Below are 21,488 nucleotides of genomic sequence, written 5' to 3'. Positions count from 1 at the left end.
GCAAGCCAGTACAGGCCATTTCTACCGCTTTTTTTAGTGCTAATGCTTTTTTGTTGGTTTCATCCCTTTGTTTTTCTGGAACAGAATCAGCAACGTCCCCTGCTCCGGCTTGAATATGTATCTCACCACGGCGCATCACCGTGCAGACCACCGCAGCGCCTGCGCTGCCACTGCAGCAGCCCACGCTGGAAGCGCTGCGCGCAGCCATCCCCGCGTTGCGCGTGCTGCCACTGCTGGAACTGCTGGCGTTGGGTGGGGCGGGCGAGGTGTGTCTGGAGTATTTGCCCGGGCTGCAATTGGCCGTGAACATCGAGCCGACATGAACGTTGAGCTGGACCACGCCTGGATCGCCGCGCGCATCCCGCACCAGGGCAGCATGTGCCTGCTCGACGCGGTGGCCGACTGGTCGGCCGATCACATCGTCTGCCACTCGCTGAGCCACACCGACCCCGCGCACCCGCTGCGCGCCGCCGGCCGACTGGGTGCTGCCAACGGCATCGAATACGCGGCGCAGGCCATGGCGGTGCACGGCGCGCTGGTGGCCGGCACCGATGCCGCACCGCGCCAGGGTTACCTCACCAGCGTGCGCAGCGTCACCCTGCACGCCGAGCGGCTCGACGACCTGCCTGGGCCGCTGAGCGTGCGCGCCGAGCGTTTGTCAGGCGACACCAACCACGTGCTCTACCGCTTCACGCTCCACCACGGCGAACACTGCCTGCTCGAAGGGCGCGCGGCCGTGGTGCTCGACGCCGACCTGCTTTGAACAAGGACACCCCATGAAACGAGCCCTCGTCACCGGCGGCAGCGGCGGCATCGGCGCGGCGATCTGCCAGCGCCTGGCCGCCGACGGCCACCACGTCATCGTGCACGCGCACCGCGCACTCGACAAAGCCCAGGCCACCGCACAAGCCATTTGCGAAGCCGGCGGCAGCGCCGAAGCCGTGGCATTCGATGTGACCGACCGCGCCGCCACCGCCGCCGCGCTCGCGGCCCTGGTCGAGGTGGGTGCCGTGCAGATCCTGGTGAACAACGCCGGCATCCACGACGACGCCGTGTTCCCCGGCATGAGCGGCGAACAGTGGGACCGCGTGCTCGACGTGTCGCTCAACGGCTTCTACAACGTGACGCAGCCGCTCACCATGCCGATGATCCGCACCCGCTGGGGCCGCATCATCTCCATCTCGTCGATTGCCGGCGTCATGGGCAACCGCGGCCAGGTGAACTACGCCGCCGCCAAGGGCGCGCTGCACGCCGCCAGCAAGTCCCTCGCCCTGGAACTCGCCAGCCGCGGCATCACCGTCAACGCCGTCGCGCCCGGCATCATCGAAACCGACATGATCGAAGGCGCCTTCGACGCCGAAGCCATCAAACGCCTGGTGCCGATGCAGCGCGCGGGGCGGGCGGACGAGGTGGCGGAGCTGGTGGCGTTCCTCGCCTCCGACAAGGCGGCTTATGTGAGTGGGCAGGTGATCTCCATCAACGGCGGGATGGCGTGAAGACGCGACCCCGTTGTCTGGCGCATATGTTGAAACTGCTTGCTGACTTTGTTGACCATCCGGTCACCCGTGTGGTGGCCGCGCTCATGGGGCTGCTGGCGATTGCTTTCCTGGGACTTTTTGGCGTCCTCGTGGCACTGTCCCCGAAAACCAGCTGGATGCTGGCGGTGGGCGCCGGAGGCCTTGTTGGTTTGGTGGGCTGGGGGCTGCGAGTGGGTCTCAACCTGCCCGCACTGGTGGCTCACCCACTTTTGCGTTGGACCGTGTGCGGCTCCCTGGCGGTGGGCATTGCCGCCATCACATACACGGCATTTTCTTGGCCAGACGCCGCTGCCTGGCGGCAGTTCTTGTGGCCCATTGGCCTCATGGGCTTGTTGTTGTTCGTCGGCACGTTGGCCTCGTGGCAAAAGCCAGATCATTCATTCAAGCCCGACCCGGTTCGCAAATCGGCTTGATGTGCCCCGGGCAGACGATCTCGATCAGCAGAGCGATGACCTGACTGTTTCGGGTTGTGTGCTGCTCGCCAGGCGCAGCCGCGGCGCCACCATCGGCACCGTCAGCATGGTGCTGGCCACCGCCATCAGCAGCAGGGCAGTGAACGTCTCGTTGGTGATCACCTGTTTGTCCAGCAGGATGTTGGCGAAGATGATCATGATCAGCGCCTTGGTCTGCAGCAGCCAGCCGATGACGGACGCTTCGCCCGGGGGCCATTTCAGCCAGCGGCCGGCGGCGTGCACGCCGAGCAGCTTGCCGGCCACAGACGCCACCAGCAGCAGCGCCGCTGCGCCGAACACCGCCGCGCCGCCCACGGCCCATTCGGTGCGCAGGCCGGTGGAGAGAAAGAACACCGGCATGAGCACCAGCAGCACGTGGTGGCGCAGCTGGTCGAGCTTCTCCTGGTCAAACCACTCGGCGTCCATGACCACACCGGCGAGGAACGCGCCCACCATGTAGTGCAGGCCCGACCAGTCGGCGCCAAAGGCACACAGCGCGAGCCAGACCAGGCTCAAGGCCCAGCGGTCGGCTTCGGGCAGGCGGCGCATCAGGTGGCGGAAGGCCCAGCTCAGCACCACAAAGGCCACCAGAAAGGTGGCCTGTTTGCCCACGCGTTGCCAGTCCATGAGGATGAGCGCGAGCACGCCCCAGATGGCGATGTCGTCCAGGCTGGCGTAGCGCAGGATGCGCTGGCCCAGCGGCTGGCGCAGCACCTGCAGCTTTTCCATGAGCAGGATGAGGATGGGCAGGGCGGTGACGGCGCAGGCCATGCCCACGCCCAGCACAAACTGCCAGGGCCGCGCGGCGCTACCGACCCAGCCGGATTGGCCCAGCAGCACCAGCGCGGCGGCGCAGCCCAGCAACAGCGGCGTGCCCAGCGCCAGGCCGGCGGTGATACTGCTCTCAAAGCGGTGTTTCCAGGCCTGGCGCAGGTCGAGCTCCACACCGGCGATCATCACGAACAGCATCACCGCCCACCAGGCAATGCCGCTCAGCGACTGGATCACCGCGGGGTTGAAGACGAAGCGGTAGGCCTCGGGCCATGCCTGGCCCAGCACGCCAGGGCCGAGCAGGATGCCGGTGATGATCTGCACCACCACCAGTGGCGCCCAGTAGTCGGTGCGGCCCAGGCGCCAGATCAACCAGGGCACGGTGAAGATGACCGCCATGGCGATCAGAAAAATTTCGGTGGTGTTCATGAGATTCAGGACGAGAACAGGCGCCGCCACAGCAGCAGCGGCAGGCGCAGCACAAAACCGATGAACAGTCGCGTGTGCATCCAGGTGAGCAGCACGTTGTCGCGCAGGTATTTGAAGTGCGACACGCCGCCTTCTTGCGCCGAGAAGTAGCGCACCGGCGCGTCGAGGTTGATCGGCCGCACGCCGGCCCAGCACAGGCGCACCACGGCCTCGGGATCGAAGTCGAAGCGGCGCATGAAGCGGGTGCCGTGCATCACGCGCATGAGCGGCGCGATGGGGTAGACGCGAAAACCGTAGAGTGAATCACCAATGCCCATGCCCAGCGTTTCCAGGTTGGCCCAGGCGTTGGAGACCTTGCGTCCGTTCACGCGCAGCGCGGGCGCCTCGGGGCCAAACACCGGCTTGCCCAGCACCATGGCGGCGGGCGTGGACTGTGAGGCCACCATGAAGTCGGGGATCAGCGTCTCCGGGTGCTGGCCGTCGGAGTCCATGGTGAGCGCGTGCGTGAAGCCGGCCTGCGCCGCCAGTGTGATGCCGTGCAGCACGGCCGAGCCCTTGCCCTGGTTCTGCGGCAACACGATCACCCGCAGGCCGGGGTCTTGTGCGGTCTCGGCTTGCAGCCACTCGGCCGAGCCGTCGGTGCTGCCGTCCACCACCACCCACACCGGCGTCCACTGCGCGCGCGCGGCGCGCACCGTGGCCAGCACCTTGCGGCCGGGGTTGTAGCTGGGCATGAGGACCAGGTGGGTGGTGCTGGGTGCGGTCATGGCGGGGGCGGTGGGGCGAGTTCGGCGCGAAAGTGCGCTTCGAGTTCGGTGGTGAAGGCGCGCGCGTCGCGCGGTGGATCGAAGCGCCGGCCCAGGCGCACGCGACAGGTCAGCGGCAGTGAGGGCTTGCGCCACAGCGGCCAGCCCTTGCCCAGGTAGGGGCTGGAGAACTCGATGATCACGGTCTGCACCGGCACGCCCGCGCGGGTGGCGATCAGCGCGGTGGAGCGCGACAGCGGGTTGAGCACGTTGCCCGGATAGCCGAGTGTGCGCGTGCCTTCGGGAAAGATCACGAGCTGCGCGCCCTGGTGAAGTTCGCGCCGGCAGCTCAGCACCGCGCTCAGCAGGTTGTCGTTGCGCACGTAGCGCGCCATGCGCGCGCCCGCACCAAACAGCGGGTTGTCCATCAGGCTGCTCTTCATGAGGCAGACCGCGTTGGGCAGTCGCGAGGTGATGAGCACCGCGTCGAGCAAGGAAGGGTGGTTGGCTGCGATGACCATGGGCCCCTGGTCGCGCAGCGCGTCGAGTGCGCCGAGGTCGAAGCGGCAGGCGCACAGCGTGCGCAACACGCCCACGTAGAGGCGAAAGCCGCGCATGATGGCCTGGCGCCCCAGCCAGCGGCCCAGCGGCCCGGGCAGCAGCCGGTGCAACACCAGCGCCAGCGGCGACCAGCTCAGGCACACCACGGCCAGCGCCAGCAGGCCCACCACCATGGCGAGGTGTTCGTACACGCCCCACAGCAGCGAGCGGGGGCGGTCCACCGTGTTCATGCAGCAGGCATCGGGTGGATCGCCTGGGACTCGACTTCCACCAGCAGATCGGCCCGGCAGATGTCGGCCTGCACGCACACCACCGGCGCGCCGCGCAGCAGGGGCGCCAGTGCGTGCTGCACGGCGTCGGCATCGGTCGCGTGCCGCACATACACGCGGTGGCTCAGGCCTTCCAGCGAAAACGGCCGGCCCGAGCGCGCCACGCGGTTGGCCTCTTGCACCATGCACTCGATGTTGCGCACGGACTCCACGCACTGCGCAGCCACATCACCCGCGTGCAGGGTCTCGTGCCCCACGATGCTCGCCGTGCCCGAGACAAACAGCACCTCTTGCCCGCGCGGACAGGCCAGCGCTGCGCGTGAAAACGTGGGCGCGCGTGGCCCGTATTGCGCCGGGTAGTTCCAGGCGCTCACCTGGCGCGGGTTCTCCAGCGGCACCAGCGGCGAGGTGCCGGCCAGAAACGCGACCGACAGCGGACCGGCCGCCACACCGATGGCGCACGCCGCGGGCACCTGGCCACCGGTGTCGCGCTGCGCCTGCACAAAGGCGGTGTGGCGGCCCTGGTTGAACTGGCGGTAGCGCTCCAGCCCGTGCGACTCGCCATTGATGTCGGCCAGGTAGTTCCACACGCGCCACAGGTGGGGCAGGCCTTGCGTGCGCAGCAGACCGAACACGCGCTCGTAAACGAGCTGGCTGGCCGCTTGCAGGGGCGAGGTGTCGCCGGTGGCGGCGCAGGCGTCTTCGGGCAGTTCGATCACGCCGTACAACACATCGACGTTGCGCCGCCAGTGGATGCCGTCGCTGTGGCCCGATGTCACCGGGTTGCTGGTGTGCCAGACCTCTTGCAGAAAAGCCGCGCTCGCAGACAGCAAGGGCGCGCGCAGGCGCTGCAGCGGCCAGCCCGCATCGGGCGTTTTGAAAAGCTCACCGATGGCCACGCCGCCCAACACCGTGCCGGGGGCGCCCGGTGCGGGCCATGCCGTGTGCAGCAGCGTCACGGCGTCTGGGCCAGGGCCGCGTCGTCCACCGACCGGATGTTGGCGCGGCGGTTGCGCCAGGCTGCGAAGGCGCGGCGGGGCTGCGTGATGTTGGCCGCGAAGTACAGGGCCTTGAACGCGAGCAGCGAACGCCCGATGGGCGCGCCGCCGTACACGTCGCCCGCCAGCGTGGACAGCAGCGCCTCTTTCACGCGGAAGATGTTGCGCGGCCCCATGAAGAAGTCCCGCATGATGGGATTCGTCACGCGGTAGATGAACCACGAAAAGGCCTTGGGGCCGTGGCGGCTCTGGCGGTCAAAACGCTGGAGCGCGGCGCGCGCCTGCTCGGGGTGGCGCAGACAGGTGTCGATGGTTTGCGCACCGATCTCGCCGCCGCTCATGGCCAGCCACACACCCGATGAGAACACCGGGTCGATGAAGGTGTAGGCGTCGCCCAGCATCAGGTAGTTGTTGCCGTGGTTGCGCTGCGCGGCGTAAGAGAAGTTGCCTGTGGCCTCCACCGGCGTCACCAGGTGCGCGTCTTTCAGGCGCTCGGCCAGGCCCACGCAGGTGGCGATGTTGTCCATCAGGAACTGCTCCACCGTGCGCCCGGCACGGGTTTTCATGTGGTACGGCCAGGTGACCATGCCCACGCTGGTGGTGCCGTCGCTCAGCGGGATGAACCAGAACCAGCCGTGGTCGAACCAGAAGATGGTGATGTTGCCCGCGGCCTCGCCCTCGTTGCGGCGCGCGTTGGCAAAGTGGACAAACACCGCCGCGCTGTTGTGGCGCGGGTTGCGCTCCTTGATCTTGAAGCGCGATGCCAGAAAGGTGTCGCGCCCCGAGGCGTCCACCAGAAACTTTGCGTCCCACACGGTGGTGCGACCGTCGTCGTGTTCGGCGTGCACGCGCACCCCGCCGTCGGGCAGGAACTCCACCGAGCGCGCCTTGCAACCCTCGTGCACGTCCACACCCTTGCGCTGTGCGTTGCGGATCAGGATCTCGTCGAACTCGGCGCGCTTGACCTGGTACGCAAACGGCATGGACTTGTCCCACGCGTCGGCGAATTCGAAGGTCTGCGTGTGCGCGTGGTGGGGCGATACAAATTCAGCGCCCGGTTTGTACTGCCCGATGGCCCGCACCGCGTCGGCCACACCCAGGCGTTCGAGCAAGGGCAGGTTGGCCGGCAACAGCGATTCGCCGATGTGAAAGCGCGGGTGGTGTGCTTTTTCCAGCAGCACCACGCGGTGGCCCTTCTCGGCCAGCAATGGCGAGACGGTGGAGCCGGCGGGCCCGCCGCCGATCACCAGAACGTCGCACGCCAGACGTTCGGGTCCCTGTTGGTCGTTGTTCATGTGGGGTGCACCTTCGGCGCCTGCTCAGGCAGGCACAGGGGGTTGGGGCAGTGGACGGTTGAAAATTGTAGCGGGCTCGTGTGAAGCGGCCGGCTCGCCGCGCGTGCGCCATGCTGCCCCGCGTTTGTTTGCGTTGTCCGCGTTGCGGCTTGTTTGTTGCTGGCGCATGGCGAGGCATCTGCGGCCCTCCCCTGTGCGGCCAACACCTCCGTTCTCGTGCGTTGTGGGGATCTGCTGCAGACCATCACGATTGACAAAGACGCCACAGGATCGAATTGAACAACCGGCAGGGTGGCCGTTCGCCGCTGCACATGCCTTTCCTCGGTCTTCCCATCAACGACAACACCATCGACAGCCCCAGCGTCTACGGCAAGCTGCGGGCAAACTCCAGCTCGGGCCGCATGACCTTCGGCATCCACGCCACCTCGGTGGTCGCGCCGGGCACCTGCGCAGATGTGCTCTCCGACGTGAACGGCGCCTATCTGACGAACACGTCCGGTGTGTTCAATGGCTTTTCCTGGGCTGGCCACCTGCGCGGCTGGTTTCTAAGCGCGGAGAAGGGCCGGTTGCTGGGCCGGAATTTCCCGTGCCCGCGCTGCGTCCCGCAGGCCTTGCCATGTCTGGAGGCTCGCTTTTTGTGTTCAAGTCAAATCGCTGCGACGGTTGGGCAACTGACTGGTGGCGCGCGCGGCGTGTAGCGCAGAGCGTGTCAGCGTGCACAGCACCCGTTGTTCGTTGCGCCCCGCCTGCACCTGCACCTCACCCATCGGCGCGCACACGGTGCTCAGCCCGCCGTAGGTGGTGCCGCCTTCGTGCCCACAGGCGTTGGCGTAGGCCACGAACACGCGGTTTTCCAGTGCGCGCGCGGGCAGCAGCACGCGCTGCACTTCGTCGAAATCGACCATGTTGGCGGTGGGCACCAGCACCGCGTCCACGCCTTGCAGCGCCAGGGCGCGTGCGGGCTCGGGGAATTCGATGTCGTAACAAACCAGCAGACCCAGGCGCCAGCCGTTCCAGTCAAACACTGCGGGCGCTTGCGGGCCGGGGCTGAACTGCGCGCGGTCGATGTCGCCGAAGAGGTGGGTCTTGCGGTAGTTCGCGATGCGCTGGCCGTCGGCGCCGATGAATTGCACGGCGTTGTATGGCTGGCCGCCGGTGTTGTGTTCGGGGTAGCCATACACGATGGCAATGCGGTGGCGCTGCGCGATGGTGGCCACCGCTTGCGCCAGCGGGCCGTCGGCTGGCTCGGCGAGTGCGGCCACCGCAGCCGCGCCGATCTGGTAACCGGTGAGCGACATCTCGGGGCACACCAGCAGCGCGGCACCTTGTGCGCGGGCCTGCGCTGCGGTGGCATCAAGCCTTGCAAGCGCTTCGGCGGTGCTGGCCGCGTAGGGGCACTGCCAGAGTGCGAGGGTGAGGGTGTCTGTGGGCATGGGTTCAGCCCACGAGACCGGCCGCCAGCCGGGCCACACCCGCCAGTGTGGCCTCTTTCACCGCGCTGCTGGCGGTGCTCTCGGCGAGGTAGGCGGTGATGATCAGTGGCGCTCGGCCGTTGGTGGGCCAGGCGATGCCGATGTCGTTGGCGTCGGTCTGGTTGGTGCCGGTCTTGTCGCCCACCCGCCAGCCGGTGGGCAGGCCGGCGCGCAAGCGTTTGTCGCCGGTGGTGTTGTCCACCAGCCACTGCTGCAGCAGCTGACGCGACGCGGCGGAGAGTGCGTTGCCGAGCAGCAGCTTCTGCATCGCGAGCGCCATGGCGCGCGGTGTGGTGGTGTCGAGCAACGCAGCGGCGGTGCCGGTGTTGAGCTCGGTCTCGCGGCGGTCCAGGCGCGTGGTGTCGTCGCCCAGTTCGCGCGCAAAACGCGTGAGCGCTGCCGGGCCGCCATAGCTGTCCAGAATGAAGTTGGCCGCGCTGTTGTCGCTGGTGGTGATGGTGGCCTCGCACAGACCGCCCAGGCTCATGCCCTCGGTGGTGCCGGCGAAACGTTCGGTCACGGGCGAGTAGGTCACGAGGTCGGTCTTGGCGTAGGTGATGCGCCGCTCCAGCGATTCCAGGCCCCGGTCCACCCGCGCGAGCACGAGTGCGCTGGCCAGCAGCTTGAAGGAGCTGAGCATCATGAAGCGCTCATCCATCCGGTGGCCGTGGACTTGACCGGTGGCGGTGTCGAGGATGGTCACACCCAGGCGGCCCTGGGCGGTAGCCTCCAGTTGCTGCAGCTGGGCTGGCAGGCTGGACGCGGCTTGAGCGTGCATGGACCAGAGCGCAGAAGGGCTGGCGAGGGCCAGCGCGGTGGCGGTTGAGAAGTGGCGTCGTTGCATCGTGGGCTGGACTGTATCGGGGCTCAGTCCGGCAGCGACATCGGCCCCAGTTCGGCGAACACATCACCCGGCCCGGGGTTGGCTGCAAACGTCTTGCCGCCCAGGTGCTTGACGATGCCCCACACCGCATTGAGCGAGGTCTGCACTGCGCCCTCGACCCACGCCGGCGTGAACGACACGTCGTCGCCCGCGATGAAGATGCCGCGTTCGGCGGGTGCAAAACCGTCCTGCATGAAGTGGCTGTACATGCGGTGGTTGTAGCGGTAGTGGCCGGGCAGCGCGCCCTTGAACGCGCCCAGAAAATGCGGGTCGGCTTCCCACGAGACGCTGATGGGGTCGCCGATGATGTGGCTGGCAATGTCCACGTCGGGGTAGATCTTGGCCAGTGCCGACAGGGCGAGCTGCACTCGCTTCTTCGTGCCGTGCGGCAGCATCTTGAGCGCGTCGCCCATCCAGGCGTAGCTCAGGCAGATCACGCCGGGTTGGTCGGGCCCGTTGTCAAACAAGTAGGTGCCGCGCGTGAGCCGGTCGGTGAGCGTCATGCCCAGGGTCGGCCAGCCGTTCGCTTTCAGGTCGTTCCAGAACGGGCGGTCCACCATCACGAAGGTCTTGGACGATTGCATGTAACGCGTGCGGTCCAGCGCCATCCAGTGCTTCTGCGAAAACAGCGACTCCTCCACCGCGATCTGCGTGGTCAGCAGCCAGCTCTGACAGGTGGTGAGCACGGCGGGGTAGGTGTGGGTGTTGCCCCAGGTGTCGGTGACGGCGAGCTGGTTGCCCGCCGCGCGTTTGAGTGCGGTCACGCCGGCACGCGGTGCACCAGAGTGCAGGCTGGCCAGCGTGGTGCCGGCGGGCCAGTGGCGCATCTCGCTGGCGGCCGGTGCGTGTTGCCACAGACCCAGCGGCACCTGCTGCACGCCACCCACAATCAGGTGCTGGTTCTCGTCACAACCCGTGAGCACCACACGCAGGATTTCCAGCATGGAGTTGGGAAAGTCCGAGTCCCAGCCGCCGGTGCCGAAGCCGACCTGGCCGAACACCTCGCGGTGGTGGAAGGAGAGCTTGGCGAAGGCGTCGGACGTGGCAACGAAGTCGTAGAAGGTGCGGTCGTCCCAGAGCGGAACGAGCTGGTCCCACAGGGCTTTGAGGCGTGGAATGTCGCGCTCGCGCAGCGCCTGCTGCAGACCGGTGAAACCCGCGCCTGCTTCGAGCGCCTGCGCCCAGGCCTCGGCCACTTCACTGAACAGCGGCGGCAGATCGGCCAGCGTGCGTGCCCACTGCGTCTGCCCTTCCAGATCGATCACGGTGCAGCCCGCGGCGGGCGTGAGCGGGTTGGGGAAGGGGCGGGTCTGCAAGCCCAGCCGGTTCACGTAGTGAAAGAAGGCCGTGCCCGAGGCCGGGAAGCGCATGCCGCCCAGCTCGGCCACCACGCCTTGCCCACCCTCGAAGGCCTGCGAACGCAGCCGCCCGCCCATGCGCGAGGCCTCGTACAGCACAGGCTTCAAGCCCAGCTTCATCAGCTCGTAAGCCGCCACCATGCCCGCCATGCCGGCGCCCACGATCGCCACCTCTTGCCCCAGGCGCTCGGGCGGTAGCTCGCCCAGGCCCTGCGGGTGGGCGATCCAGTCGTCGAAGGCAAAGGGAAAATCTGGGCCGAAAACGGTGACGGGCGCGTCAGTGCTGCGCAGGGACATGGAGACCTCCAGGGTTCAGGCCAGGCTGCTCAGCAACCAGAGCGCCGTGCCCCACATCATGAGCGCAACCATGCCGTCCAGCGCACGCCACACGTGCAACGAATTCAGCCGGCGGCCCAGCCAGAAGGCGGCCACGCCCAAGCCCAGGAACCACACCACCGAACCCGCCGCCGCGCCCAAGCCAAACACCGTGCTGCCCTGGCCGTAGGCCAGCGAGGCGGTGCCAATGAGCACGGCGGTGTCGAGCCAGGCGTGCGGGTTGAGCCACGAAAAGGCCAGCGCCGACAACACCGCCTGGCGGCGCGACACCGGCTCGGCCACCAGGGTGTCACTCCCTTCCATGGCGAGCGTGCTTGGATGCAGAAAACGCTGAAACGCCTGCCAGCCATAGACCGAGAGGAACAGCACGCCAGCGCCGACCATGGCGCCCATGAGCTTGTCCGACAGGCCGCCGAGCTGGGCCAGGCCCAGCACGCCGAGCGAGATCAGCGCAATGTCGGCCACCGCGCACACCGCCACCGTGAGCCACAGGTGCTGGCGCTGCAGACCCATGCGCAGCACATGCGCGTTTTGCGGGCCGATGGCCATGATCAGCGAAATGCTCAGCACCATGCCGGCGGTGAAGGTGGGGAAAGCGAGGGTCATGACGAAGGGCTCCGGAAACCAAAGGTGCCCGCTCGGGGTGCGGGTGAATGGGGTGGAGTGTGCCTGTCTGGAGCTATGAATTAAATCGAATCAATCAAAACTATGTTTGATCAATAAATTGTTGAATGAATGGGTGAGTGCGTTGCGTTCAGCTCTCTGTCCGGGGCGCCGCGACTGCTCGATGTCGCGCCTTGTGCTGTCATGGCGATCAAACTTGCACGCGGCCAAAGCGCGTCCAATAATGCTTCGCATCCCACCAAATCAAAAGGCCATCACCGATGGACCAGCGCGCTTCCCCGACCCACGGCCTGCCCGTCGCCCAGCGCCGTCTGGCCGATTTGCCCGGACCCCGCGCGCTGCCGATCATCGGCAACCTGCACCAGGTCGATCGCAGTGCCATGCACCTCAGCGTCGAAGCCTGGGCCAGACAGTACGGCCCATACTTCCGTTTTCGCATTGGCGATCGCCGTTTCATTGGCGTGGCCGACCCGGAGGCGCTGTCGACGCTGATGCGGGACCGGCCCGCTGGTGTGCGCCGCGGCGCCAAACTCGAGCGCATCTGGATCGAGATGGGGTTGCCGGTGGGCGTCTTCGTTGCAGAGGGCGAGGCCTGGAAGCGTCAGCGGCGCATGGTGATGGCAGGTTTCGATCCTGCCCACGTGCGCGAATATTTTCCAGCGTTGCAGCGCGTGGCAACGCGTCTGCAAGGTCGCTGGAGCAAGGCTGCTGCGCAAGGGCAGGCGATTCCCCTGCAGCCCGACCTGATGCGCTTCACGGTCGATGCGATTGCCGGGCTGGCCTTCGGCGCAGAAGTCAACACGCTGGAGTCGGATGCCGAGGTCATCCAGGCGCACCTGGACAAGATCTTCCCGGCGCTCTTCAACCGCGTGATGGCGCCGCTGCCCATCTGGCGCTGGGTCAAGCGACCGGCCGACCGGCGACTCGATCAGAGCGTGGCGGCGGTCCAGTTGGCGATCGCCGGCTTCATCGCCCAGAGCCGCGCCCGGCTTCTGGCCGAGCCTGAGCGACGCGCCAAGCCCGCCAACCTGCTCGACGCCATGCTGGTCGCTTCAGAAGCGGACGGCAGCGGCCTTGACGATGCCGATGTCGCCGGCAACGTGTTGACCATGCTGCTCGCCGGCGAAGACACCACCGCCAACACCCTGGCCTGGATGATCTATTTTCTGCACCGCCACCCCGAGGCGCTGGCGCGCGCGCGCGCCGAGGTGCTGGGCGAGTTTGGTGCTCGCGGCGAGCTCAGCCACGAGGGGCTCGGCCGCCTCGACTATGTGGAGGCCTGTGCGCACGAGACCATGCGCCTGAAGCCTGTGGCGCCCTTCCTCGGGCTGCAGCTGGAGCACGACACCGTGGTCGGGGACGTGGCTGTCCCGCGCGGCACCCTGGTCTGGGCGGTGATGCGCCACGCCAGCCTGGACGATGCCCACTTTGCCGGTGCGGCATCGTTCCGCCCGGAGCGCTGGCTGGGCGACGGTGGCCCCGCGCAGGCAGCCAGCTCGGCCAAGCGCGTTTCAATGCCCTTCGGCGCCGGCCCGCGGGTGTGCCCCGGCCGCTATCTGGCCCTGCTGGAAATGAAAGTTTGCATCGCCATGCTGCTGCAGCGCTTCGAGGTGCTGGGTGTCGACACACCCGACGGCGCAGCGGCGCGTGAGCAACTGCAATTCACGATGAGCCCGGTAGGCTTGCGCCTGCGGCTGCGCGAACGTGCCGCTGCGGTCTGAGTCGGTGGGTGAATCGATGGCGCGTGCAAGGCGGCGCCAGACTCACACGGCTTTCAAAGGCGGCGGGCTTGAAACCGCTGGTTCCATCGGTCCAGCGTTCAGGCCAGCTGCCGTGTGCGCGAAGGCGTCTCCCCAAACAGCGCCTTGTAGTCCTGCGAAAAATGGCCCATGTGCCAGAAGCCCCAGCGCGCTGCCGTGTCGGCAATCGTGGATGAGTGGGGCGGCTGTTCGCGCAGCGCGCGGCGCACGGCGTTGAGCCGCACGGTGCGCAGGTAGGTGGCGGGGCTGGTGCCCAGGGTTTCCTGAAAGCCGTTTTGCAGGGTGCGGCGTGTCACATGCAGGCGGGTGCACAGCTCGGCCACGCTCAGGGGTTGTTCCGGGTGCTCGAACACCAGCTCGCGCACCTTGCGCACCAGCTCCTGGCGGCGCAGCTGGCGCGGGTTCACGGCTTCGCTCAGGGTCTGCGGCATCACCACGTCACACAACACGTTGAGCAGGGCCTCGCGCAGCGTGCGCCGGCTGGCTTCGTGGTGCAGGGCTTCGGGCTGTTCCTGCAGGCAGCGCAGCACCTCGCGCACCATGCCGGCCAGCCGATACCGCTGCAGCGCGGTGAGGGCCTGCACGCGCGGTGCGCCGGCCCAGTGCTCGGGCCAGGGTTGCTGGTGCAGGGCCTGCACGTGGCGTGCGAGCTGTTCCTTGTCGAGCACCATGCCGTAGAGGCCGTGGCCGGCGGGCACCTGCAGGTCAAACGGTTCTTCGCCCCCGGCGAGCATGAGCTGCAGCCCGTGCGAGGGGCGGCCCATGAAGCGCAGGCCCTGGTCGGCTTCGGGCACCGCCAGACCCACCCACACGCCGCCCGGCCAGGGGCGGCAGCGCTGGCTGGTGGCGCAGGTGGCGACCTCTTCGAACACCTGCAGGCCGTGGTCGGTCAGTTCGCGCACCTCGCCACTGAAGTGGCCAGGCGAGGTCTGTTCGTAGTGTTGATCCCACGACGCGAGGTTGCTGGCGTGGATGTCCACGTCCTGCGTGCGCTTGACGCGAAAGCAGGCAGTGGCAGCGTCTGGCTGCACCAACATGGCTGGCTCCTTCCGGGCGGTGGTTCAAGCGGTCTTGTACATCAAGTTTCATGCCACCGCACGCCCCGTGGCGGTGCGCTATCCCGAATCGGAAAAAATGCCGCCACCGCCGCGCCGCTTGCCCAAACGGGATACCGCCGGGCGCGCCGGATTGCACAAGATGCCGGGGGCTGCCCGAGCCGTTTCGGGCGTCAACCATCCTTGATGCGAGCAACAACATGTCAACAACACACAAGCTGGTATCGCGGGACCTCAAACCCGTGCTGGGCGCTTTCTCCCTGTGGGGCATTGCTGTGGGCCTGGTGATCTCGGGCGAGTACTTTGGCTGGAGCTACGGCTGGGCCAGCGCCGGCACGCTGGGTTTCCTGGTGGCCACGAGTTTCGTGGCGCTGATGTACACCACCTTCATCTTCAGCTTCACCGAACTCTCCACCTCCATTCCGCATGCGGGCGGGCCGTTTGCCTACGCACGGCGCGCCTTCGGGCCTACCGGCGGTTTCATTGCGGGCTACGCCACGCTGGTGGAATTCGTCTTCGCACCCCCGGCCATTTCGCTGGCCATCGGCGCCTACCTGGGGCTGCAGTTCCCCTCGCTTGACCCCAAGATGGCGGCCTTGGGTGCGTATGTGATCTTCATCACCCTCAACGCGCTGGGCGTGGGCATTGCCGCCATGTTCGAGCTGGTGGTGACCTTGCTGGCGGTGGGTGAACTGCTGGTGTTTGCCGGCGTGGTGGCGCCGGGCTGGTCGCTGGCCAACTTCACCGCCAACGGCTGGGCCGGGTCCGACACCTTCACCATGGGCACCTGGGCGGGCATCTTTGCCTCCATCCCGTTCGCCATCTGGTTTTTCCTCGCCATCGAAGGCGCGGCCATGGCGGCCGAAGAAGCCAAGGACCCGCGCCGCACCATTCCCATCGCTTACATCACCGGCATCCTCACGCTGGTGGTGCTGGCTTTCCTGGTGATGATCATGGCCGGCGGCGTGGGCGACTGGAGCAAGCTCTCCAACATCAACGACCCGCTGCCCCAGGCCATGAAGATGGTGGTGGGTGAATCCAGCGGCTGGCTGCACATGCTGATCTGGATCGGTCTGTTCGGGTTGGTCGCCTCCTTCCACGGGATCATCCTGGGGTACTCTCGCCAGATGTTTGCGCTGGCCCGTGCCGGTTATCTGCCGGCTTACTTTGCCGTGGTGCATCCGCGTTTCAAGACGCCGGTGCGCGCGCTCATTGGCGGCGGCGTGGTGGGTGTGATCGCGGTGTTCAGCGACCAGTGGGTCACCTTCGGCGGCCTGCCGCTCACCGCCAACATCGTCACCATGGCCGTGCTCGGCGCGCTGGTGATGTACATCGTCTCCATGGCCTCGCTGTTCAAGCTGCGCCTGAGCGAGCCATCGCTGGACCGCCCCTACCGCGCGCCGTTCTACCCGCTGTTCCCGGCCATCGCGCTGGTCTGCGGCGTGGTCTGCCTGGCGGCGGTGGTGTACTTCAACGCTATGGTCACGGCCTTGTTCCTGGGGTTGATGGCGCTGGCCTACCTGTACTTCTATCTCACCAGCGGACAGCGCGACGCAGCGCCGCTGGACGCCATGCTCGGCACGGTGGAATGAACCTGAGCGCCACGCTGGGAGGTCGCACCCACCGGTTCGCCAGCTTGCGCGAGGTGATGGCCAAGGCCACGCCGCTGCGCTCGGGCGACTGCCTGGCCGGCGTGGCCGCCGCCACCGAGCAAGAGCGGGTGGCCGCGCGCTGGGTGCTGGCCGACGTGCCCCTGTCCGCCTTCCTCAGCGAAGCGCTCATTCCTTACGAAGACGACGAAGTCACACGGCTCATCATCGACAGCCACAACGCGCTGGCCTTCTCGCCCGTGGCCTCGCTCACCGTGGGCGGGTTTCGCGACTGGCTGCTCTCGGCCCAGGCCACACCCGAGGTGCTGCACGCGTTGGCGCCGGGCCTCACGCCCGAGATGGTGGCCGCGGTGAGCAAGCTCATGCGCAACCAGGACCTGATGCTGGTGGCCAAGCGCTGCGAGGTGGTCACGCGCTTTCGCAACACGCAGGGCCTGCGCGGCCACCTCTCGGTGCGCCTGCAGCCCAACCACCCGACCGACGACCCGGCCGGCATCGTGGCCAGCATGATCGACGGCCTGATGCACGGCGCAGGCGACGCGGTGGTGGGCATCAACCCGGTGTCCGACAGCGTGCCCGACCTGGTGCGCCTGAACCACGTGCTGGCCGATGTGCTGGCGCGCGGCGAGATCCCCACGCAAACCTGCGTCCTCACCCACGTGACCAACAGCATGCAGGCCATGGCGCACGGCGCGCCGGTGGACCTGGTGTTCCAGTCCATCGCCGGCACGCAGGCGGCCAACAGCTCGTTCGGTATTGATCTGGCGCTGCTCGATGAAGCCCATGCCATGGCGCAGGCGCTGGGGCGCGGCACGGTGGGCCACAACGCGATGTACTTCGAAACCGGGCAGGGCAGTGCACTCTCGGCCAACGCCCACCATGGCGTGGACCAGCAAACCTGCGAGGCACGCGCCTACGCGGTGGCGCGGCGTTACCGGCCGCTGCTGGTCAACACCGTGGTCGGCTTCATCGGACCCGAGTATTTGTTTGACGGCAAACAGATCACCCGCGCGGGGCTCGAAGACCACTTCTGCGGCAAGCTGCTGGGCCTGCCCATGGGCTGCGACATCTGCTACACCAACCACGCCGAAGCCGACAGCGACGACATGGACAACCTCATGGTGCTGCTGGCCACCGCGGGGCTCAATTTTTTGATCGGCGTGCCCGGTGCCGACGACATCATGCTGAACTACCAGAGCACCTCGTTCCACGACGCGCTGGTGCTGCGCGAGATGCTCGGCCTCAAGCGCGCGCCCGAGTTCGAAGCCTGGTTGCAGCGCGTGGGCGTCACCGGCGCGCAAGGCCAGTTGTTGCCCGCGCCCAGCCAGCCCGCGCTGCCGCAGCTCCTCTGGACATCACCCACCGCATGACCACCCCCGCGCGCGACCCCTGGGCCCACCTGCGCCAGCACACCACGGCGCGCATCGCGCTGGGGCGCACCGGCGTGAGCCTGCCCACGCGCGAGCTGCTCGACTTTGCACTGGCCCACGCGCAAGCACGCGACGCCATCCACCTGCCGCTGGACACCGACAGCTTGAGTGCCGACCTGCAGCAACAGGGTTGGCCCGCGCCGCTGCTGCTGCACAGCCAGGCGCGCGACCGCCACGAATACCTGCTGCGCCCCGACCTCGGTCGGCGGCTGGACGCGGCCAGCGTGGAGCGGCTTGGCGCAGCCGCTGCCGAGAGCCCCGATCTGGTGCTGGTGCTGGGCGACGGCCTCTCGGCGCTGGGCATTCAACAACACGGCGCGGCGCTGCTGGGCGCGATCCGCCGCGCGCTGTCATCGGCGTTTGTCCCGGCATTGCGACTGGGCCCGCTGGTGGTGGTGCGCGAGGCGCGTGTGGCCGTGGCCGACGAGGTGGGCGAGCGCCTGGGCGCCGCCGCGGTGGCCATGGTGGTGGGTGAACGCCCGGGGCTGAGTTCGCCCGACAGCGTGGGCATTTACCTCACGCACGCGCCGCGCGTGGGCTGCAGCGACGCGCAGCGCAACTGCATTTCCAACGTGCGCCCGGCCGGGCAGGACCTCGACACCGCCGCGCGCCGCCTGGCCTGGTTGCTCGGCGAGAGCCGCCGCCTGGGGCTCAGCGGTGTGGGGCTCAAGGACCACAGCGGCCTGCCACTCACCGGCCTGCCCAGCCCCGACAGGAGTGCGCCCGGCTTAAACTGAAGCTGACCAAACCCCATCGGGTTGAGTTTTCCTCAAGCGCCATGCTCGACGCCCGCCAACTCGAAGCCCTCAACGCCGTGATCGAACACGGCGGCTTCGGCCCCGCCGCCAAGTCCTTGTCCATCACGCTCGCCGCTGTCTCGCTGCGCATCAAGTCGCTCGAAGACACGCTGGGCCAGCGCCTGCTGGTGCGCGGCAAACAGGTGCGCGCCACGCCGGCCGGCCAGGCGCTGCTGGGCCATGTGAAACAGGTGCGGCTCATGGAGGCCGACCTGCTCGACGGCTTGCAGGGCGGCGCGCCGCCCCGGGGCGGTGTGCGCTGGCAAAGCCTGGGCGTGGCCATCAACGCCGACTCGGTGGCCAGCTGGTTTCTGCCCGGCGTGGCTGCCTTGCTGCAGCGCCACCACCTGTTGCTGGAGATCCTGATCGACGACCAGGACCACACCCACGACGCACTGAAAAGCGGCGACGTGACCGGCTGCGTGACCACGCTCACCACCGCCATGCGCGGCTGCGTGGCCGAGCCGCTGGGCGTCATGCGTTACCGCTGCGTGGCCTCACCGGCGGTGGCGCAGCGCTGCCGCACGCCGCGCGGCGCGGTGTCGGTGCACAAGCTGCTGGCACAGCCGGCGGTGATCTTCAACCGCAAGGACGCGCTGCAGGACACGTTTCTGCTGCAGCACTTCGGCCTGCGCCAGCCCAACTACCCGCGCCATTTCGCCCCCGCCGTGGAAGCCTTCGAGACCGCGATCGAACTCGGCCTGGGCTGGGGCATGGTGCCCGAGCAGCACCTGGCGGCCCGCCCCGGCCTGCAGGAAATCCTGCCCGACGCCACGGTGGACGTGGTGCTGTACTGGCAGCACTGGGCACACGAGTCGCTCTCGGCGCAGCGGCTCACGGCGGCGGTGAAGGAGGCGGCGCACAAGCACCTGCGGCCCGTGCCGCCGTGAGGCCGAGGCCCGCCGCCTAAAATTCAGCCCATGCTCAAGATCAAACAGGAACTGCTCGATGGCCTCGCCGCCGAGCTCGACACACTTTTGCCCGGCGCTGCCGCGCGCGCGGCCTTCGAGTCGCCCAAGGTGGCTGCGCACGGCGATTTCGCCAGCACCGCGGCCATGCAGCTGGCCAAACCGCTCAAGCTCAACCCGCGCCAACTCGCCGAGACCCTTCGCGCCGCCCTGCTGGCCCGCCCCGAATACGCGCTTTGGGTGTCCGACATCGACATCGCCGGTCCCGGCTTCATCAACATCCGGCTCAAACCGTCGGCCAAGCAGCAGATCGTGCGCGAGGTGCTGGCCTCGGGCGCGCGCTTCGGCATTGCCGAGCCCAACGGCCAGAAGCTCATGGTGGAGTTTGTATCGGCCAACCCCACCGGTCCGCTGCACGTGGGCCATGGCCGCCAGGCCGCGCTGGGCGACGCGATCTGCAGCCTGTTCCAGACCCAGGGCTGGAGCGTGCACCGCGAGTTCTATTACAACGACGCGGGCGTGCAGATCGCCACGCTGGGCACCTCCACCCACCTGCGCGCGCAGGGCTTCAAGCCGGGCGATCCGCGGTGGCCCGAGAACGCCTACAACGGCGCCTACATCGCCGACATCGCGGCCGATTTCCTGGCGAAGAAAACCGTGACGGCCGACGACCGCGCGTTCACCGCCAGCGGCGACATCAACGATCTGGATGGCATGCGCCAGTTCGCCGTGGCCTACCTGCGCCACGAGCAGGACCTGGACCTGCAGGCCTTCGCGGTGAAGTTCGACCACTACTACCTCGAATCCAGCCTGTACACCAGCGGGCGGGTTGAAGCCACGGTGCAGAAGCTGGTTGAGGCCGGCAAGACCTACGAGCAGGACGGCGCGCTCTGGCTCAAGAGCACCGACTACGGCGACGACAAGGACCGCGTGATGCGCAAGTCCGACGGCTCGTTCACCTACTTCGTGCCCGACGTGGCGTACCACATCAGCAAGTGGGAGCGCGGCTTCACCAAGGTCATCAACATCCAGGGCACCGACCACCACGGCACCATTGCCCGCGTGCGCGCCGGCCTGCAGGCGGCCAACGTGGGCATCCCGCAGGGCTACCCCGACTACGTGCTGCACACCATGGTGCGCGTGGTCAAGGGCGGCGAAGAGGTCAAGATCAGCAAGCGCGCCGGCAGCTATGTGACGCTGCGCGACCTGATCGAATGGACCAGCAAGGACGCGGTGCGCTTCTTTCTGCTCAGCCGCAAGCCCGACACCGAATACACCTTCGACGTGGACCTGGCGGTGCAGAAGAACAACGACAACCCGGTCTACTACGTGCAGTACGCGCACGCGCGCATCTGCTCGGTGCTCACCAGCTGGGGCGGCGACACCGCCACGCTGAAAGACGCCGACCTGTCCGCCCTGGGCAGCGCGCCGGCCCAGGCCCTCATGCTGCTGCTGGCCAAGTACCCCGCCATGCTGGCCGACGCAGCGCGCGACCTCGCGCCGCACGACGTGACCTTTTACTTGCGTGAGCTGGCCGCGAGTTACCACAGCTACTACGACGCCGAGCGCATCCTGGTGGATGACGAGGCGGTGAAAAAAGCGCGACTGGCGCTGGTGAAAGCCACCGCACAGGTGCTGCACAATGGTCTGGCTGTGCTGGGCGTGAGTGCCCCACAAAAAATGTGATGGCGAAACAAGCAATGAAAAAGAAAACTGTGCAATCCCGGAGCTCGCTCGGCGGCACCTTGATCGGCTTCGTCGTGGGCCTGCTGGTGGGGTTGGGCCTTGCTTTGGCGGTGGCGGTTTACGTCACCCGCGTGCCGATCCCGTTTGTCGACCGCAACGTCTCGCGCAACGCCGGCCAGGACGCGCTGGAAGCCGAGCGCAACAAGGGCTGGAACCCCAACAAGGTGCTCAACGGTGAGTCCGCAGCGCCGCCAGCCCCGGCGGCAGCACCCGCTCCTGAAGCGGCGGGCGCCATCGTGGTGCCGCCAGCCGATGGGAAAAATTTGCCACCGGTGCCCGCCGCCGCGAGCAAGCCGGCGGCCGATCCGCTGGGTGATCTTGCGCAGTCCCGCATCGGCGCCCCGGCACCGGGCGCGCCTGCTGCAGCACCCGCGCCCGGTGCCGATCCGTTCATGTATTTCGTGCAGGCCGGCGCCTACCGCTCGCCCGAGGACGCCGAAGCCCAGCGCG

Annotated in this window: 22 protein-coding genes; 12 read left to right on the top strand and 10 right to left on the bottom strand. The window is 67.7% G+C overall.

What is annotated here, in order from left to right; translation table 11 throughout:
- Window positions 1–140 precede the first annotated feature (140 nt).
- The 4 genes from ACN4F8_RS13135 to ACN4F8_RS13120 are packed head-to-tail and all read left to right on the top strand — an operon-like array spanning window position 141 to window position 1,951.
- Window positions 141–323 carry a hypothetical protein gene (locus tag ACN4F8_RS13135; protein WP_419474006.1) on the top strand — a complete coding sequence of 61 codons (183 nt, stop codon included), beginning with the start codon at window positions 141–143 and terminating at the stop codon, window positions 321–323.
- Complete coding sequence (locus ACN4F8_RS13130; RefSeq protein ID WP_419474005.1) at window positions 320–763, top strand: hydroxymyristoyl-ACP dehydratase; 444 nt, start codon at window positions 320–322, stop codon at window positions 761–763. Before ACN4F8_RS13135 ends, ACN4F8_RS13130 begins: the two co-directional genes overlap by 4 nt.
- A 13-nt stretch (window positions 764–776) precedes the next feature.
- Complete coding sequence (gene fabG / locus ACN4F8_RS13125; RefSeq protein WP_419474004.1) at window positions 777–1,496, top strand: 3-oxoacyl-ACP reductase FabG; 720 nt, start codon at window positions 777–779, stop codon at window positions 1,494–1,496.
- A complete protein-coding gene (locus ACN4F8_RS13120) occupies window positions 1,493–1,951 on the top strand; it encodes a hypothetical protein (protein WP_419474003.1) in 459 nt (152 codons plus the stop codon). Before fabG ends, ACN4F8_RS13120 begins: the two co-directional genes overlap by 4 nt.
- A gap of 24 nt (window positions 1,952–1,975) precedes the next feature.
- On the opposite strand, the gene ACN4F8_RS13115 is transcribed toward ACN4F8_RS13120, so the two are convergent.
- The 5 genes from ACN4F8_RS13115 to ACN4F8_RS13095 are packed head-to-tail and all read right to left on the bottom strand — an operon-like array spanning window position 1,976 to window position 7,059.
- A complete protein-coding gene (locus ACN4F8_RS13115; protein WP_419474002.1) occupies window positions 1,976–3,190 on the bottom strand; it encodes a cation:proton antiporter in 1,215 nt (404 codons plus the stop codon).
- A gap of 5 nt (window positions 3,191–3,195) precedes the next feature.
- Window positions 3,196–3,957: a glycosyltransferase family 2 protein gene (locus tag ACN4F8_RS13110; protein ID WP_419474001.1), complete on the bottom strand. Its 762-nt coding sequence runs from the start codon at window positions 3,955–3,957 to the stop codon at window positions 3,196–3,198.
- Entirely contained in the window at window positions 3,954–4,727 is a 774-nt protein-coding gene (locus ACN4F8_RS13105) for a lysophospholipid acyltransferase family protein (RefSeq protein WP_419474000.1), read from the bottom strand. The genes ACN4F8_RS13110 and ACN4F8_RS13105 overlap by 4 nt, the downstream gene beginning before the upstream one ends.
- Window positions 4,724–5,725 carry a hypothetical protein gene (locus ACN4F8_RS13100; RefSeq protein ID WP_419473999.1) on the bottom strand — a complete coding sequence of 334 codons (1,002 nt, stop codon included), beginning with the start codon at window positions 5,723–5,725 and terminating at the stop codon, window positions 4,724–4,726. The genes ACN4F8_RS13105 and ACN4F8_RS13100 overlap by 4 nt, the downstream gene beginning before the upstream one ends.
- A complete protein-coding gene (locus ACN4F8_RS13095) occupies window positions 5,722–7,059 on the bottom strand; it encodes an NAD(P)/FAD-dependent oxidoreductase (protein ID WP_419473998.1) in 1,338 nt (445 codons plus the stop codon). Before ACN4F8_RS13095 ends, ACN4F8_RS13100 begins: the two co-directional genes overlap by 4 nt.
- A 275-nt stretch (window positions 7,060–7,334) precedes the next feature.
- Between ACN4F8_RS13095 and ACN4F8_RS13090 the strand changes: the two genes are divergently transcribed.
- Complete coding sequence (locus ACN4F8_RS13090) at window positions 7,335–7,757, top strand: hypothetical protein (protein ID WP_419473997.1); 423 nt, start codon at window positions 7,335–7,337, stop codon at window positions 7,755–7,757.
- Here ACN4F8_RS13090 and ACN4F8_RS13085 read toward each other — a convergent pair.
- From ACN4F8_RS13085 to ACN4F8_RS13070, 4 genes are all read right to left on the bottom strand, one after another.
- Window positions 7,701–8,492 carry a carbon-nitrogen hydrolase family protein gene (locus ACN4F8_RS13085; protein ID WP_419473996.1) on the bottom strand — a complete coding sequence of 264 codons (792 nt, stop codon included), beginning with the start codon at window positions 8,490–8,492 and terminating at the stop codon, window positions 7,701–7,703. The genes ACN4F8_RS13090 and ACN4F8_RS13085 overlap by 57 nt on opposite strands.
- Window positions 8,493–8,496: 4 nt before the next feature.
- A complete protein-coding gene (gene bla, locus ACN4F8_RS13080) occupies window positions 8,497–9,309 on the bottom strand; it encodes a class A beta-lactamase (RefSeq protein WP_419474007.1) in 813 nt (270 codons plus the stop codon).
- An 89-nt stretch (window positions 9,310–9,398) separates the two neighbouring features.
- On the bottom strand, window positions 9,399–11,069 hold the full coding sequence (locus ACN4F8_RS13075; RefSeq protein WP_419473995.1) for a flavin monoamine oxidase family protein: 1,671 nt from the start codon (window positions 11,067–11,069) through the stop codon (window positions 9,399–9,401).
- 15 nt (window positions 11,070–11,084) lie between these two features.
- Entirely contained in the window at window positions 11,085–11,714 is a 630-nt protein-coding gene (locus tag ACN4F8_RS13070; protein WP_419473994.1) for a LysE/ArgO family amino acid transporter, read from the bottom strand.
- A gap of 278 nt (window positions 11,715–11,992) precedes the next feature.
- Here ACN4F8_RS13070 and ACN4F8_RS13065 point away from each other — a divergent pair, with 278 nt between their 5' ends.
- Window positions 11,993–13,453: a cytochrome P450 gene (locus ACN4F8_RS13065; RefSeq protein ID WP_419473993.1), complete on the top strand. Its 1,461-nt coding sequence runs from the start codon at window positions 11,993–11,995 to the stop codon at window positions 13,451–13,453.
- 98 nt (window positions 13,454–13,551) lie between these two features.
- On the opposite strand, the gene ACN4F8_RS13060 is transcribed toward ACN4F8_RS13065, so the two are convergent.
- Window positions 13,552–14,529: a helix-turn-helix domain-containing protein gene (locus ACN4F8_RS13060; protein WP_419473992.1), complete on the bottom strand. Its 978-nt coding sequence runs from the start codon at window positions 14,527–14,529 to the stop codon at window positions 13,552–13,554.
- A gap of 218 nt (window positions 14,530–14,747) precedes the next feature.
- Between ACN4F8_RS13060 and eat the strand changes: the two genes are divergently transcribed.
- The 6 genes from eat to ACN4F8_RS13030 form a co-directional block, all read left to right on the top strand.
- Window positions 14,748–16,139 carry an ethanolamine permease gene (gene eat, locus ACN4F8_RS13055; RefSeq protein WP_419473991.1) on the top strand — a complete coding sequence of 464 codons (1,392 nt, stop codon included), beginning with the start codon at window positions 14,748–14,750 and terminating at the stop codon, window positions 16,137–16,139.
- Window positions 16,136–17,527: an ethanolamine ammonia-lyase subunit EutB gene (locus ACN4F8_RS13050; protein WP_419473990.1), complete on the top strand. Its 1,392-nt coding sequence runs from the start codon at window positions 16,136–16,138 to the stop codon at window positions 17,525–17,527. Before eat ends, ACN4F8_RS13050 begins: the two co-directional genes overlap by 4 nt.
- Complete coding sequence (gene eutC, locus ACN4F8_RS13045; protein WP_419473989.1) at window positions 17,524–18,324, top strand: ethanolamine ammonia-lyase subunit EutC; 801 nt, start codon at window positions 17,524–17,526, stop codon at window positions 18,322–18,324. Before ACN4F8_RS13050 ends, eutC begins: the two co-directional genes overlap by 4 nt.
- Before the next feature lie 41 nt (window positions 18,325–18,365).
- Window positions 18,366–19,274, top strand: coding sequence for an HTH-type transcriptional regulator ArgP (locus ACN4F8_RS13040; protein ID WP_419473988.1), 909 nt, complete (start codon window positions 18,366–18,368; stop codon window positions 19,272–19,274).
- Window positions 19,275–19,304: 30 nt separating this feature from the next.
- On the top strand, window positions 19,305–20,978 hold the full coding sequence (gene argS / locus ACN4F8_RS13035) for an arginine--tRNA ligase (protein WP_419473987.1): 1,674 nt from the start codon (window positions 19,305–19,307) through the stop codon (window positions 20,976–20,978).
- Between the two features lie 14 nt (window positions 20,979–20,992).
- Window positions 20,993–21,488, top strand: a 496-nt coding sequence (locus tag ACN4F8_RS13030) for a sporulation protein (RefSeq protein ID WP_419473986.1), incomplete at its 3' end; no start/stop codon positions are given.

The organism is Hydrogenophaga sp., from assembly GCF_048549895.1.
Classification (GTDB): Bacteria; Pseudomonadota; Gammaproteobacteria; order Burkholderiales; family Burkholderiaceae_C; genus Hydrogenophaga.
The sequence above is the reverse complement of the archived record's forward strand: the minus strand, read 5'-3'. Positions and strand labels throughout refer to the sequence as shown.